Source organism: Sphingomonas pruni NBRC 15498 (assembly GCF_001598455.1).
Classification (GTDB): domain Bacteria; phylum Pseudomonadota; class Alphaproteobacteria; order Sphingomonadales; family Sphingomonadaceae; genus Sphingomonas; species Sphingomonas pruni.
On sequence record NZ_BCYZ01000027.1, the window covers coordinates 24305 to 36944 of the forward strand.

The following is a 12640-nucleotide window of genomic DNA, read 5'->3' on the forward strand; positions in this document are numbered from 1 at the left end:
ACTGATCGCGCGCTGAAGGTTCAGCGTCGACCCGCGCGCATTTTACGCGCGGCATAGCGCGCGTCGCGTGCCGTCTTGCGATCTTCTTCCGTCCACTGCTTCCTCTGCGCTCTTTTTTCGTCGGCCGCCGCTGCTCTCGCCTGGGCAGCGGCCTCCATTTGCGCCTTCGCCGCGGCCTCGACCGCCGCAGCCGCCTCGCGCTCTTCCCTGAGTTTGGCCTCGACAGCCTCTTCCTTCGCCCGACGAACGGCGGCCTTCTTTTCCTCCGCAGCAGCTTCGCGCGCGGCACGGCGAGCAATCCGTTCCGCGGTCACCGCTTCGTCGACCCGCGGTTTGGCGCGATAAATTGCAAGCAATGCGCTCTTCGCGCGCGCCGCGGCCTCTTGTCGTTGCTGAAAGCCGGGGGGCGTAAATGCTGGCATCTGGTTCGATATCCTATTTCATGAACTGACCGTGGCGGTCGGCGTGCGCCGCACGAGGTTGGTAGGTAAGATGTACCTGATCGGCGATCTTTGTGCCGGCACAGGGCGAGGAATATGTGGGCCAGAGCCATCGGGCGCGGCCCGCGGGAATTCAGGCGACCGTGAGCAGCCCGGAAAACAGCAAATCCAGATTGTGATGCGCGTCCTGAACCGCTGGATTGGCCGCATTCTGCGGCAAAGACAGTGGCTTCGTCATCGTTTCGTGCAGGTCCTGAATCTCGCCCGCCGCCAGTAAGCTCCGCTTCTTCAGCGTCTCCGCGAGGAAGACGATGCCATTGAGGGCGGCGATGTCGAGCGCCTGCTGAGCTTCAGCGAATTGCTGTTTCGTCAGCGCGAACTTTTCCTCGCTCGCCTCGGTGGACGGGACAACGGGTGTTGTGGGCATGGTCGATCCCGGGAGCTGGAGTGGGGCGCGCATGCCCGTCCGTCGATCAGCGGTAGCCGCTCCAATCGAGACTCGCGGTGCGCTCCCTTTCAGGCAGACAATCGGGCGGCGGCCTGCTGGCGCGCCGCCCGATCCGTTTGCGATCAGGCCGCCTGAAGATTGACAGCCGACGTCTTGCCGCGGCGGTCCGTTTCAAGCTCGTAAGAGATGCGCTGGTCCTTATCGAGCGTATGCATGCCGGCGCGCTCGACGGCCGAGATATGGACGAACGCGTCGCCGCCGCCGGTTTCCGGCGCGATGAAGCCATAGCCCTTATCGATATTGAAGAATTTCACGGTTCCGGTGATCATATGGGTATCCTTTTATCCCATGTATGACGGGCATGCGCCAACTGCGACGCATCCCGGCTTCGAAGACTAGTAAGGGACAAAGGGGGGAGCCGAGGCGGCCCAATATCCGTCGCATGCGACGTTAGCCCGTTCGATATAGGGCGCTTCGCGCATATTTGAAAGGGGATCGTGGGTTCGCGTGGTGATTGCGATGTGCGGGACGAGCTATTTCATCTGCCGGCACTGGATCAGAACCTAGGCCCTCAGCCGCTCGACCTCGTCGTGCAGGGCCTGGATGGACAGGATCAGCCGTTGGCGGTCGGCACGGATGTCGGCGAGCTCGGCGCGGGCTTCGCCCAATTCCATCGCGCGGGCAGCAATGCGGGCATCGAGTGCGGCGTTCGATCTCTTGAGGTCGCTGACGCGGCGTGCGCGGGCGAGCGTGCGTTCGATACGGGCACGCAGCACGTCGAAATCGAATGGCTTGGCAACGTGGTCGTCGGCGCCGGCGGCGAGCGCCTGGACGGCCGTTTCGGGATCGCTGCGTCCGGTGACCACGATGACCGGCAAGTCGACGGTTTCCAGGCGCGACCGCAGTTCGGCCAACACCTGAAGCCCGCTCATTCCCGGCATAATCAGGTCGAGCAGGACGAGATCGAAGCCCCGCGCGGCGATCAGGTCGAGCGCTTCGGCGCCATTATCGGCAAGCGCGGTCAGATAGCCGAAATGCGTCAGCCGCTTGCCGATGACGTTCAAATTGGTGCGGCTGTCGTCGACTACCAGGATCGTGCGGACGGGTCGGTGCAGTTCGGCCATTGGGTCCTTCCTTTTGAAGGGACCCTAAGCCGGAGCCGGTCACAAAAGGGTTAATGGCGTGGCAAGCATGTTTCGTTGTCACGGTGCCGGCCCGCAGCCGTTTCAGCTCCGCTGAAACCAAATCAGCCGCGGCGCGCCTGGGCCCAGGCCTGCGCGATTTCCTCGAGATTGGACGCGACTTCGAGGAACGGCTGCGCTTCCTGTCCGACACTGGCGTCGATGATCGCGTTGCGCGCGCCGCGATAGAGCCGCGCAAGCGTGTGCGAAACTTCGCCGCCCTTGTCAAAATCCAGCCCCGCCTCGAGCGCGAACAGGATCGCGGTGGCGCGCGTGATCTTCTCGCTTTTCAGCGCGTAATTCTGGTTTTCGGTAGCGTGCGCCGCGACGCGCAACGCGCGAACCAGTTCCTCGTAGAGCAACTGGACCAGCGCCGGACCGTCGGCCTCGCCGGTGCGGCCGACCAGGTCGATCTGGCGATAGGTCGCTTCGGGATCGCCGCGCAGCGCGGTCGCATAGCCGGCCATCAGTTGCTGCCCTTCGCCCAGGCGTCGATCTGCGACTTGAGGAAGGCCTGGGTCGATTTATAGGCGGCGACCTTGGCGTTCATGCTGGCAAATTGCTGGGTCAGCCGGGTCTTCATCTGGTCCGATTGGTCGGACAGATCGCTCTTCGCCTTCGACACGTCCGACTGCTGCTGGTTGTAGCGGGTCAGCGAGGCGCCGAGACCGTAAAGCGTGCTGGTCGACGTCAGCGAAATACCGTTCATCGCCGCGGTGATGCCATCCGAACTCGAGGTCGAGAAAGAGAACATCGCCTCGACCGAGGCCGGATAGTTGTTGAGCGCGTTGGTCACCGACGCGTCGTCGACCGACAAGGTGCCGTCGCGATTGGTCTTGATGCCGATCTCGCCCAACGTCGTCGGCGTTCCCGCCGCCGCGCCGGACAGCAATGTCCGCGTCGTCAGCGTGCGCAGCGAATTGAGCATCGCGCGCGCCGCGGTGTCGTTCTTGAGTGGCCCGTTCTGCGGGTCGATCTGGGTGTTGATGGTATTCAACACCTCATTATAGCTGTCGACGAAGTCGGTGATCGCCTGTTTCAAGGCGTCAGTCGGCGAGCTTGCGGTCAGCGACACGGCGACCGGGCTGGTGCCAGTCAGTTGCAGCTTCACCCCGGTGATCAGGTCGGTGACCGTGTTCGACGCGCGCTCGACCGACACGCCGTCGACGGTCAGCTTGGCATTCTGCGCGACCGACGACATCTTGGTCCCGGTCGCGCCAACGCCGACGTTGAACTGGGCCAGGTTGCCGGTCGGGTCGGTCGTCGCGGCGAGCGTGAAGGCTTGCGCCTGACCCGTCGTTCCCTTGAGCGAGAGATAGGCCTTGCCGTCGACATCGGTGACGACCGAAGCGGTGACCCCGGCCTTCTTGGCGTTGATCGCGGCGGCGATGCCGTCGAGGCTAGAGTTGGTGAGATCGATCGTCACCGGCGTGCCGGCGCCGGCGGTGAAGCCGGTCATCTGGCTGCCGTCGGCCGAATAAGTCGCGCTGCCCAAGGTCAGCGTCAGCTGGCCCGAACCGATCACTGCCGTGCGGTCGGCGACCGCGACCTGAGTCGTCGCGACCTGCGCACCGGCCAGCTGACTGACGGTGATCGAGGCGGTGAGGCCGTTCAGCGCCGCGCCGGTCTGCGCGCTCGCGGTCAGCACGTTATTGTTCGAGCTTTGCGGCTGCGACTGCAGGGTACCGTTAGTGGTCAGCGTCTTCAGCGCGGTGGCGAATTGCTGGATCGTGCTCTTGAGTGTCGACACGCCGGAAATCTGCGCAGTCAGCGCGTCGGACTGGGCGGTCAGGGCATCGGTCTTGGTGGCGAATTGCGCCTGGACCAAAGACGTGACCAGCGAGGCGGTATCGACCCCGGACCCGGTCGACAGCGAGTTGAACAGCGCCTGCGCGGCCGAACCCATCACGCTCGAGGCCGACGGACTTGGCGTCGGGCTGGGTGTCGGGGTCGGGGTGCTCGTCGTCGAGCTGGTCGTCACCATGATCGTTACTCCGCGCGCGTCAAATCATGGAACGACCGGAGCGAAACGAATTTTAGGACTTTCCTCACAATTTGACGCCGTTTTCGTCGAACCGCGCGGTGGTCGGGACGTCGATCGCCGGCGGCACCTTCCCGGCCTGCTGGTTCAGGCCGAAGACGAAGGCCAGAACGGTGGCGACCGCCGGGTAGAGATCGTCGCGGATCTCCTGCCCTTCGCGGCTGGTATAATAGACCGCGCGGGCAAGCGCCGGATATTCGAGGATCGGAATCATCTCGTCCCCGGCGACGTCGCGGATCGCGAGCGCAGTGATGCCGCGGCCCTTGGCCACCACCACCGGCGCATTGTCGTTGACGCGGTCGTAACGCAACGCGACCGAGAAGTGGGTCGGGTTGGTAAGGATGACGTCGGCGGTGGCAACCGCTTTCCTGACCGACCGCCGGCTCATCTCGCGCTGACGCTGGCGGAGATGCTGCTTCGCCTCGGGCGAGCCCTCGGTCTCCTTGTTCTCGTCGCGCACTTCCTGCTTGCTCATCCTGAGCTTGCCGAGCAGCCGGACGATCTGGATCGGCAGGTCGATGCCGGCGATCAGCACCAGTCCGCCCGCCATCGTGAACAGGATCCACACGAATGTCCCGCCGAGATGGCCGACCACTCCGGCGACGTCGGACGAGGTCGACAGGCCCAAGGTCGGCTGCGCGGTCTTCCACATCAGCCAGGCGCCGATCGATCCGAGCAAGGCTACCTTGAGCAGCGACTTGCCGAGCTCGATCCAGCCGGTCGGACCGAAAATACGCTTCAACCCCGACGCCGGATTGATCCGCGAGAATTTGGGCTGGAGCAGCGATCCGTTGAAGCGAAACGAGCCGAGCCCCGCCTGGCTGAGCACGGCGGCGATCATCGCGATCAGAAACAATCCGCCGACCGTCGGCGCGAAGCCCAAGCCGGCCTGGATCAGCGGCCGCATCGGCGACCAATCCTCGATATCGGCGCGGCCGAAGCGGAAGCTCGCGGTCATCAACCCTTCGCACGCCTTGACCATTTGCGGCCCGAGCATCGCGATCCAGCCGCAACCGGCGAGCACGATCAGCGCGGTTGCGAATTCGCGCGACTTGAGGACGTCGCCGCGCTCGATCGCGTCCTTGCGACGCTTGGCTGTTGGCGCTTCTGTCTTGTCGCCCTCATACTCAGCCATCAGCCGAACACCAGGCTTTGCGCGGCATCGAGTCCTGCCTGAACGATGACGAGCATGTAATCACCCATGGCGGGCATCGCGAGCGCGAGCGCGACCACGCCGACCGCCAGGCTGGCGGGCAGCCCGATCGCGAACAGGTTGAGGCTGGGCGCCGCGCGGCTGACCATGCCGACGATCATGTTGAGGCAGAGCAGCAGGAAGCCGACCGGCAGCGCGAGCAGCAAGCCGGCGGCGAAGGTATAGCCGCCGAAGAATGCGATGTCCTTGAGCCGGTCCGGCGACAGCCAAGCGCCGCCCGGGGGCAGCACGGCGTAGCTGCGCACCAGCATGTCGACCAGCACGAGGTGCCCGTTCACCGACAGGAACAGGAGCGTCATCAGCACGGACAGGAAATTGCCCAAAGCGGGCGTCGAGCGGCCATTCTGCGGGTCGATCGCCGAGGCGAAACCGATCCCCATCGAGGTGCCAATCACTTCGCTGGCGACCGCGGGGGCGGCGAACGCGATCTGCAGGATGAAACCGATAGCGAGGCCGATCAGGGCTTCGGCAACCGCGCTCAGGATCGTGGCGATGGAAAAGATATCGGCGGGCGGGACGATCGGATGCACCGCCAGCACCAGCACGCCGATCGCGCCCGACAGCGCGACGCGCACCGGCAACGGCACCGCGACCGCACCGAACACCGGCGCCGCGACGAAGGCCGCACCGATCCGGATCATCACGAAGAGCAGCGCCCAGAGCTGCGCCTCGATATTCAGGCCGAGGCCGAGCATCCCTTTAGCGCACCAGATCCGGGATGCGCTGGAAGATGTCGATCGTGAAGTCGGTCAGCAGGCCCATGATCAGGCCGCCGAAGATCAGCAGCGACAGTCCGACTACCGCCAGCTTGGGGACGAAGGTCAGCGTCTGCTCGTTGATCGACGTCGCCGCCTGGACCATGCCGAGGATCAGACCGGCGAGAAGCGCCGGGATCAGCACGGGAGCGGCGGCGAGCGCCAGCACCCACATGGTCTGGTCGGCCACGCCGATGAAATAGTCCGCATCCATCGTCAGTTGATCCAGTTAGAAACATCGTCACCCCAGCGGAAGCTGGGGTCTTCTGCCGTATTTCCTTCCACGAGATGCCAGCGTGCGCTGGCATGACGGCGGGAGGCGAGCCAGAGCGCCGGCTTGCGGCCCGGCAAAGCGGGCGGCGGCGCACGGAACGGGTTCGGCGCGGGCGGTGGGCAGGCGGGCATCATGTCGCGAAACTCGAGGCGAGACTGCCCATCATCATCGCCCAGCCATCGACCAGCACGAACAGCAGCAATTTGAACGGCATCGAGATGATCGTCGGCGACATCATCATCATGCCGAGCGACATGAGCACGGTCGCGACCACCAGGTCGATCACGATGAACGGCAGGAAGATCAGGAAGCCGATCTGGAACGCAGTCTTCAATTCGCTGGTGACGAAGGCCGGCAGCAGCACCGTATATGGAATATCGGTCGAGGCCTTGTACGGGCCCGAATGCGCCATGTCGGCGAACATCTTGAGGTCCTTCATCCGGGTCTGCTTGACCATGAAGGCGTGGAGCGGCTGGCCGGCGCGCTGGATCATGTCGGTCCCGCCGATCTGGCCGGCGGAATAGGGCTGGATCGCCTGGGTGTTCATCTGGTTGATCGTCGGCGCCATCACGAACAGCGACAGGAACAGCGACAGGCCGATCAGCACCTGGTTGGGCGGCGTCTGCTGCAATCCCAGCGCCTGGCGCAGGATCGACAGCACGATGATGATCCGCGTGAAGCTGGTCATCATCAGCAGGATCCCGGGCAGGATCGTGAGCAGGCCCATGATGATGAGGACCTGCAGGCTGAGCGACAGCGGCGCCTTGCCCGCGCCATTGGTGGCGGCAGCGGCGCCCGGTCCGCCAAGCTGGCCGAGCGCGCGATCGACCGCGTCGCCGATGCCCGGTTTGGCCGCGGCAGCCGGTGCCGAAGAGGCCGTGGTCGTCGTCGGCGCGGCGGGCGCGCTCTGGGCGAAGGACGGCATCGCGACGCTCAGCAGGGCGATAAACGCGAGCAGGATCAGCACCAGCTTCATCAGCTGGACATTCTTCGGACGCGGCGCGGCAGAAACCGGCGCGCGGAACAGCGAAGGGCCGTCTTCCTTTAGGCGGCGGATCGTCGTCACTTGGGCAGCCCCCCGGCCTTGTCGATCAGCTGGACCCCGCCGCGACCGACCGACACGAGCAATTTCTGCCCTTCGAACTCGATCACCGCGAGGCGCAGGCCCGGCGACAGCATCATCGTTTCCTGAACCTTGATCGTGCGATTGGCCGGCTGGCCCGGCATCCGGCTCTCGAGCCGGCGCCACAGCCACAGACAGCCGACCATCAGGCCGCAGACCAGCGGCAGCAGCACGAACAGCTTGAGGATATACGTCCAGAGCATCAGCCGCGCTTCTCTGGGCTGACCAGCTCGGTCAGGCGGACGCCGAAGCGCTCGCCGACGGTGACGACCTCGCCACGCCCGATCAGCGTGCCGTTGACGAACACGTCGAGCAGTTCGTTGGCCTGGCGGTCGAGCTCGATCACCGAGCTTTCGCCCAAGGCGAGCAATTCGCGGAGCGTCAGCCGGGTCTGGCCGATCTCCACCGTGAGCTTGACGTCGACATCCTGCAGCAGCCGGTAATTGGCCGCCATATTGGCGTCGACCGGGAAGGTCCCGGACAAATCGGTCATGCGAGTTCCTCGACATTGAGAGAGAGCGAATTGAGCTTGATCGCGGCGCGTCCGTTGGACGTGCCGACGGTGCCCGTGCCGAGGCGGCCATTGGCCACCATCACCGGCACGTCGGCGGCGACGCTGATCGGGATCACGTCGCCTTCCTTGAGTTCCATCAGCTTGGCGAGGCTGATCACCGGCTCGGCCAGCACCGAGCGGACCGGGAAGGTCACGGTCATCACGGCCTTGGCGAGCCCGTTCTGCCACGCCGGATCGGGCGCGGCGCCGAGCACCTTGCCGGTGAGCGACGGGGTGTAGGGCTTGAGCGACTGCACCGGATAGACGATGTCGATGAAGATCGGCTTGCCGTGATGCTTGCCGATGCCGAAACGGGTGACGACCATCGGATCGTCACCGTCGAGCCCGGCGACCATCGACGGATTGGCCTCGACCCGGCCCGGCGAGAAGCTCACCTTGGCGAGCGGCTCCCAGGAGGTCGTCATCGGCTCGGCGACGATCGCGGCAAGGTGCCCGATCATCGCTTCCGCGGCGGGCGAGAATTCGCTCGGCATGTCGTGCGGCGCGGCGCCGGTGCCGCCAAAGAACAGGTCGAGCAGTTCGAGCACGAACTTGCCGTCGACCACCAACAGCGCCTGGCCGGTGCCCGGCGTCATCGCCAGCGGCACCCAGGCGGTCAGGCCTTCCGGGCGTTCAGCGCGGTAATCGGTGAAACGCTGCACTACCAGCGGCTCGGCCCACAAGCGGACTTCCTGGCGCAGCAACGGCTCGAACACGCCGCGCAGGCTCCGCGCCAGACGGGCGGAGAGATGCTGCAGCGTGTGCAGATCCCCGAACGGATTCAGGTTGGCGCCGCCCAGCGCGGGGGCGTGTGCCGCCGCCGCGCGAGGGCGTTCGCGCCGGTCCGTGTCGGATATGGATGACGAGCCGTTAACCATGCCCAGTCACTGAACAACAAAATTGGTAAAGTAGACGTTACTAATCCCGCCAAATCCCTCTTTTTGTTTGAGCGTGGCGTTGATCGCCTGGACCAACCGTTGCGCCAGGCGCTTCTTGCCGTCGCCGGTCGTGACCTCGTCTTCGGTCGCGTCGCCCAACGCCATCAGCACCGCCGAGCGCACGGCGATCTCGTTGGTCTTCAGATTCTCGATCACCGAATCGTCGTACGGCGTCGACACCGCGATCCCGATCTGGACGTAATGCGGGCTGTCCTGCAGGTTCGAGGTGAAGTCCTTGTCGATCGCGTAATAATTGGACGCATATTTGTCGCCGCCGCTGCCCGACGGCGGCTTGGTGCCGCTCGACGCCGTGGCGCCCTCGCCTTCCTTGCCGTCGCCGCTGGCGCGCTTCTGTTCGCTCTTGGGCACCAATTTGGGGCCTTCCGGCCCGGCCGCCTTGGCCCCGCCCAGCATGCCCGCCGCCCACAGGCCGCCCGCCGTACCGCCGCCCACCAGGATCACGCCCAGGAGCATCAGGATGATCAATTTGCCTTTGCCCTTCTTCTTGGGCGTGTCGGTCTTGGCTTCGTCACTCATCGTTCATTCCCCCAATCAAGCCACACGGCCGTCATCGACGGCCCGAATTTCGTCATCCCCGCCGGTCGCGAGGCGATTTTTGCTGTCCTGCCTAACGTCGGCCTGCGGCCGTGGACGGTCGCCCCCGGCCATGCCCGATCCGCTCAGGTCGACACTGGTCCCGGTCAGCCGGATGCCGCGCGCCTCGGCCGCGGCGCTGAGCTGCGGCGCGGCGTCGGCGAGCAGGGCGCGCGTGGTCGGCTGTTCGGCCGCGAAGCGGACGGTGACCGCGCCATCGGCATGGGTGCGCAGCGACACGTCGATCCGCCCGAGCGCCTCGGGCTTGAGCCGGATCGAGGTGTCGTTGGCATTGGCGTCGTCGCGCAGCGCCTCGATCCGGTCGATCATCTTTTGCGGCCAGTCCTGGCGGCCCATGTCGAGCGCCTGGCGCTCGGCCTGACCGGGCTTCGCGACCAGCTGCGCGGCGTCGGCCGGGGTCAACAGCGTCGCGGCGGCGGTAAGGCCGCCGGGCTGACTATTCTCGCCTTCGCCGGCGGGCTTGCGTTCGGGCGCCATGGCCAGCGCGAACAATGCCGGCATCGGCGCATTGGCCGAGGCCAGTGACGCCAAAGTCACGGGCGCCGCTTGCGGCACCGTGATTCGGATCGGCTGTGCCGCGGGCTGGTGCGTGATCGGGCGATCGGCGGCAACGATCGGTTGCTTGGCGGCAGGAGTTGGCTTCGGTAGGTCGGCGGCAGCGGCAAGAGCGGCGTCGATCGTGATCGGCGCGGCGGTAGCGGGCTGGGGCGCTGCCGGAGCCGGCGCCGTCGCCGGCAGGGGTTGCGTCTCCTGCAAGCCTAGCGGCGTCGCCGGCGGAGCGACGCCTTCGGGCCGAACCGGGCCGGTATCGCTCGCGGCCGGCAACGGCAGCATGGGCAAGCTGGGCTGTGGGTTCGCGGCGTTCGGCGTGAGCGGCGCGGTGACCGCCCCGGCGGCAGCAGGTTTCAAGACGTCAGCGGCAGGCAAGGCGATCGGCGCGACGGACAGCAACCAGGCGAGCGCGGGGTCGCCTTTGTCATCGTCCTTTTCCGGCAAGGGATTGCCGGTCGCGGCATCATCCTGCCGCTCACCGCCAGGCTGGTCTTGCTTGGCCGTCACCACGGCCTTGCCGATCATCAGGTCGAGAAAGGCGGCAAGGTTGGGCACTCCCGGCGCCCCGTCGGCGGCAATGCCAGGAGCAAGCAAGGAGGGCACGGCGACCTTTCCGGGCAGCGCGGCAGTAAGAGTAGCGGATAGAGTCAAACCGGTCATGAACCCCTCATGCAGGAGGCGTGCACTGCCTCTGCGGGGGTATCAGCAAGGATCGTGCCGAATCTTCCGAACGGCCGGTGCGGCCTCGAGCGCGCGGATCGCCTTGAGCGCCGCGTCGCGGTCGGCGCGCGCCATCAATTTCTCGACCGCCGACTGGTCGCGCTTCGCCTCGCGCGTCGCTTCCGCGGCGCGTTCGGCGGCGGCTTCGGCGGCGCGCAGGCGATGCTCGGCATGCTCGGCCGATTGGTGGAGACGCGAGCGAAAATGCGCAGCGGCGACCAGCGAAAAACCGCTTCCCGCTTCGGTCGGCGCAGGAGCTACGCTGTCGGCCAGCTTGGCGATACGATTGGCGAGATCGGCCTCGCTCGCGATCTTGGCATGCGCACGGACTTCCTCGGCGCGAGTCATCCCAAGTTGAAGCGTACGCACCCGCAAGATGCGGTCGAGCTGGCCCTTTCGGTCGCGCGCCATGCCTTACCCTTGGGGCTGACCGAAAACGCCGATCAGTTCGGCAACGGCCTCTTCGAGCGAAACCTTGGTGTCGGCATCCTGGCGGATATATTCCATCACCGCCGGGTGATAGGCGATCGCCGCGTCGATCTCGGGATCCGCGCCACCGCGATAGGCGCCCATCAGCACCAGGTCGCGATTCTCCTCATAGGTAGCGAGGTGGCGTCGCAATATACGCGCGGCGGCGATATGGTCATGCGGCACGATATCGGTCATCACGCGGCTGACAGACGGGCCCAGATCGATCGCCGGATAGACGCCGCGTTCGGCCAGCGCCCGGCTCAGTACGATATGGCCGTCGAGGATCGAGCGTGCACTATCGACCACCGGATCGTTGCCGTCGTCGCCGTCGGCCAGCACCGTATAGATGGCGGTGATCGATCCGCCGGTATTGACGTCGGTACCGGCGCGCTCGATCAGATTGGGCAGCATCGCGATCGCCGACGGCGGATAGCCGCGCGCCGAGGCGGGCTCACCCAGGGCAAGGCCGATCTCGCGCCCGGCATGCGCCACGCGGGTCAGCGAATCCATGATCAGCAGGACCTTCTTGCCCTCGGCGCGGAAGCCTTCGGCAATCGCGGTAGCGCGGAGCGCGCCGCGGATGCGCAGCACCGGCGAATGATTGGCGGGTACCGCGACCACGACCGAACGCGCGCGCGCCTCCCCGGCGACCTTGGTCTCCAGGAAGTCGGCGACCTCGCGGCTGCGCTCGCCGATCAGGCCGATTACCACGACGTCGGCTTGCGCGGCCCGGACCATCATGCCGAGCAGCACCGATTTGCCGACGCCCGAACCGGCCATGATGCCGACGCGCTGGCCCTGGCCGATGGTGAGCAGCCCGTTGATCGCGCGGACGCCGACGTCCATCGGCTGGAGCACGCGCCCGCGATCGAGCGGTCCCTGCAGCTTGCCGGCGAGCGGCCAATGCTGTGCGCCGCGGATCGGCCCGAGACCGTCGATCGGCTTGCCCGCGCCGTCGACCACGCGGCCGAGCAAGGCGGCGCCGACTTCGGCGGCGCCGGGCGCGCCGACCGGACGTACCGGGGATTGCGGGAGCAAAGCGGCGGGCCCGCCGAGATTCATCAGCAAGGTGCGGCCGTTGCGGAAACCGATCACCTCGGCCTCGACCTTAGCACCGCCCGCGGCGCCAACCTGGCAAACCGTGCCGACCGGCAAATTGAGCCCGACCGCCTCCATCAGCAGCCCGTCGAACGAGGCAAGCCGCCCCGATATCTTGGGCTGCGGCACGAAGCCGGCGGTGCCGAGGCTTTCGAGATAGTCCTGAGCGAAACGATTCAGCATTAAAAATCCTCCCCGGAACGGGGAGGGGGACCAAG

At 66.1% G+C, this 12640-nt stretch carries 17 protein-coding genes; all 17 read right to left on the reverse strand.

Annotated elements, in window-relative coordinates; translation table 11 throughout:
* Nucleotides 1–20: 20 nt before the first annotated feature.
* Entirely contained in the window at nt 21–422 is a 402-nt protein-coding gene (locus tag SPR01S_RS10000) for a DUF6481 family protein (RefSeq protein WP_066588807.1), read from the reverse strand.
* A 151-nt stretch (nt 423–573) separates the two neighbouring features.
* Nucleotides 574–867, reverse strand: a complete 294-nt coding sequence (locus SPR01S_RS10005; protein WP_157082137.1) for a hypothetical protein — start codon at nt 865–867, stop codon at nt 574–576.
* Between the two features lie 143 nt (nt 868–1010).
* Nucleotides 1011–1217 carry a cold-shock protein gene (locus SPR01S_RS10010; protein ID WP_066588810.1) on the reverse strand — a complete coding sequence of 69 codons (207 nt, stop codon included), beginning with the start codon at nt 1215–1217 and terminating at the stop codon, nt 1011–1013.
* 234 nt (nt 1218–1451) lie between these two features.
* Nucleotides 1452–2012, reverse strand: a complete 561-nt coding sequence (locus tag SPR01S_RS10015) for a response regulator (RefSeq protein ID WP_066588813.1) — start codon at nt 2010–2012, stop codon at nt 1452–1454.
* 122 nt (nt 2013–2134) lie between these two features.
* A complete protein-coding gene (locus SPR01S_RS10020) occupies nt 2135–2536 on the reverse strand; it encodes a flagellar export chaperone FliS (RefSeq protein ID WP_066588816.1) in 402 nt (133 codons plus the stop codon).
* Nucleotides 2536–4053 carry a flagellar filament capping protein FliD gene (gene fliD, locus SPR01S_RS10025; protein ID WP_066588819.1) on the reverse strand — a complete coding sequence of 506 codons (1518 nt, stop codon included), beginning with the start codon at nt 4051–4053 and terminating at the stop codon, nt 2536–2538. The genes SPR01S_RS10020 and fliD overlap by 1 nt, the downstream gene beginning before the upstream one ends.
* Before the next feature lie 64 nt (nt 4054–4117).
* The gene (locus SPR01S_RS10030) at nt 4118–5245 is read right to left on the reverse strand and encodes an EscU/YscU/HrcU family type III secretion system export apparatus switch protein (protein ID WP_066588822.1); all 1128 of its coding nucleotides are present in this window, start codon (nt 5243–5245) and stop codon (nt 4118–4120) included.
* Nucleotides 5245–6018 carry a flagellar biosynthetic protein FliR gene (gene fliR / locus SPR01S_RS10035; protein WP_066588828.1) on the reverse strand — a complete coding sequence of 258 codons (774 nt, stop codon included), beginning with the start codon at nt 6016–6018 and terminating at the stop codon, nt 5245–5247. The genes SPR01S_RS10030 and fliR overlap by 1 nt, the downstream gene beginning before the upstream one ends.
* A gap of 4 nt (nt 6019–6022) precedes the next feature.
* The gene (gene fliQ, locus SPR01S_RS10040) at nt 6023–6292 is read right to left on the reverse strand and encodes a flagellar biosynthesis protein FliQ (RefSeq protein ID WP_066588830.1); all 270 of its coding nucleotides are present in this window, start codon (nt 6290–6292) and stop codon (nt 6023–6025) included.
* A gap of 190 nt (nt 6293–6482) precedes the next feature.
* Nucleotides 6483–7328 (reverse strand): flagellar type III secretion system pore protein FliP, encoded by an 846-nt coding sequence (gene fliP / locus SPR01S_RS10045; protein WP_084250271.1) that lies wholly within the window; start codon nt 7326–7328, stop codon nt 6483–6485.
* An 86-nt stretch (nt 7329–7414) separates the two neighbouring features.
* Nucleotides 7415–7678, reverse strand: a complete 264-nt coding sequence (locus SPR01S_RS10050) for a flagellar biosynthetic protein FliO (protein ID WP_066588835.1) — start codon at nt 7676–7678, stop codon at nt 7415–7417.
* Nucleotides 7678–7968: a flagellar motor switch protein FliN gene (fliN, locus tag SPR01S_RS10055; protein WP_066588837.1), complete on the reverse strand. Its 291-nt coding sequence runs from the start codon at nt 7966–7968 to the stop codon at nt 7678–7680. The genes SPR01S_RS10050 and fliN overlap by 1 nt, the downstream gene beginning before the upstream one ends.
* Complete coding sequence (locus tag SPR01S_RS10060) at nt 7965–8906, reverse strand: flagellar motor switch protein FliM (protein ID WP_066588840.1); 942 nt, start codon at nt 8904–8906, stop codon at nt 7965–7967. The genes fliN and SPR01S_RS10060 overlap by 4 nt, the downstream gene beginning before the upstream one ends.
* 6 nt (nt 8907–8912) lie before the next feature.
* Nucleotides 8913–9503 (reverse strand): flagellar basal body-associated FliL family protein, encoded by a 591-nt coding sequence (locus SPR01S_RS10065; protein ID WP_066588842.1) that lies wholly within the window; start codon nt 9501–9503, stop codon nt 8913–8915.
* A gap of 15 nt (nt 9504–9518) precedes the next feature.
* Nucleotides 9519–10793: a flagellar hook-length control protein FliK gene (locus SPR01S_RS10070; protein WP_084251086.1), complete on the reverse strand. Its 1275-nt coding sequence runs from the start codon at nt 10791–10793 to the stop codon at nt 9519–9521.
* A 42-nt stretch (nt 10794–10835) separates the two neighbouring features.
* On the reverse strand, nt 10836–11264 hold the full coding sequence (locus SPR01S_RS10075) for a hypothetical protein (RefSeq protein WP_066588845.1): 429 nt from the start codon (nt 11262–11264) through the stop codon (nt 10836–10838).
* 3 nt (nt 11265–11267) lie between these two features.
* On the reverse strand, nt 11268–12605 hold the full coding sequence (locus tag SPR01S_RS10080; protein ID WP_066588847.1) for a FliI/YscN family ATPase: 1338 nt from the start codon (nt 12603–12605) through the stop codon (nt 11268–11270).
* Nucleotides 12606–12640 lie beyond the last annotated feature (35 nt).

What these genes read in the sequence shown, in the direction of transcription:
- SPR01S_RS10065 (WP_066588842.1), bottom strand. Translation starts at nt 9,503, where the DNA reads ATGAGTGACGAAGCCAAGACCGACACGCCCAAGAAGAAGGGCAAAGGC.
- SPR01S_RS10030 (WP_066588822.1), bottom strand. Translation starts at nt 5,245, where the DNA reads ATGGCTGAGTATGAGGGCGACAAGACAGAAGCGCCAACAGCCAAGCGT.
- SPR01S_RS10005 (WP_157082137.1), bottom strand. Translation starts at nt 867, where the DNA reads ATGCCCACAACACCCGTTGTCCCGTCCACCGAGGCGAGCGAGGAAAAG.
- fliP (WP_084250271.1), bottom strand. Translation starts at nt 7,328, where the DNA reads ATGAAGCTGGTGCTGATCCTGCTCGCGTTTATCGCCCTGCTGAGCGTC.
- SPR01S_RS10060 (WP_066588840.1), bottom strand. Translation starts at nt 8,906, where the DNA reads ATGGTTAACGGCTCGTCATCCATATCCGACACGGACCGGCGCGAACGC.
- fliQ (WP_066588830.1), bottom strand. Translation starts at nt 6,292, where the DNA reads ATGGATGCGGACTATTTCATCGGCGTGGCCGACCAGACCATGTGGGTG.
- fliR (WP_066588828.1), bottom strand. Translation starts at nt 6,018, where the DNA reads ATGCTCGGCCTCGGCCTGAATATCGAGGCGCAGCTCTGGGCGCTGCTC.
- SPR01S_RS10050 (WP_066588835.1), bottom strand. Translation starts at nt 7,678, where the DNA reads ATGCTCTGGACGTATATCCTCAAGCTGTTCGTGCTGCTGCCGCTGGTC.
- SPR01S_RS10000 (WP_066588807.1), bottom strand. Translation starts at nt 422, where the DNA reads ATGCCAGCATTTACGCCCCCCGGCTTTCAGCAACGACAAGAGGCCGCG.
- SPR01S_RS10075 (WP_066588845.1), bottom strand. Translation starts at nt 11,264, where the DNA reads ATGGCGCGCGACCGAAAGGGCCAGCTCGACCGCATCTTGCGGGTGCGT.
- fliN (WP_066588837.1), bottom strand. Translation starts at nt 7,968, where the DNA reads ATGACCGATTTGTCCGGGACCTTCCCGGTCGACGCCAATATGGCGGCC.
- SPR01S_RS10020 (WP_066588816.1), bottom strand. Translation starts at nt 2,536, where the DNA reads ATGGCCGGCTATGCGACCGCGCTGCGCGGCGATCCCGAAGCGACCTAT.
- SPR01S_RS10015 (WP_066588813.1), bottom strand. Translation starts at nt 2,012, where the DNA reads ATGGCCGAACTGCACCGACCCGTCCGCACGATCCTGGTAGTCGACGAC.
- SPR01S_RS10070 (WP_084251086.1), bottom strand. Translation starts at nt 10,793, where the DNA reads ATGACCGGTTTGACTCTATCCGCTACTCTTACTGCCGCGCTGCCCGGA.
- fliD (WP_066588819.1), bottom strand. Translation starts at nt 4,053, where the DNA reads ATGGTGACGACCAGCTCGACGACGAGCACCCCGACCCCGACACCCAGC.
- SPR01S_RS10080 (WP_066588847.1), bottom strand. Translation starts at nt 12,605, where the DNA reads ATGCTGAATCGTTTCGCTCAGGACTATCTCGAAAGCCTCGGCACCGCC.
- SPR01S_RS10010 (WP_066588810.1), bottom strand. Translation starts at nt 1,217, where the DNA reads ATGATCACCGGAACCGTGAAATTCTTCAATATCGATAAGGGCTATGGC.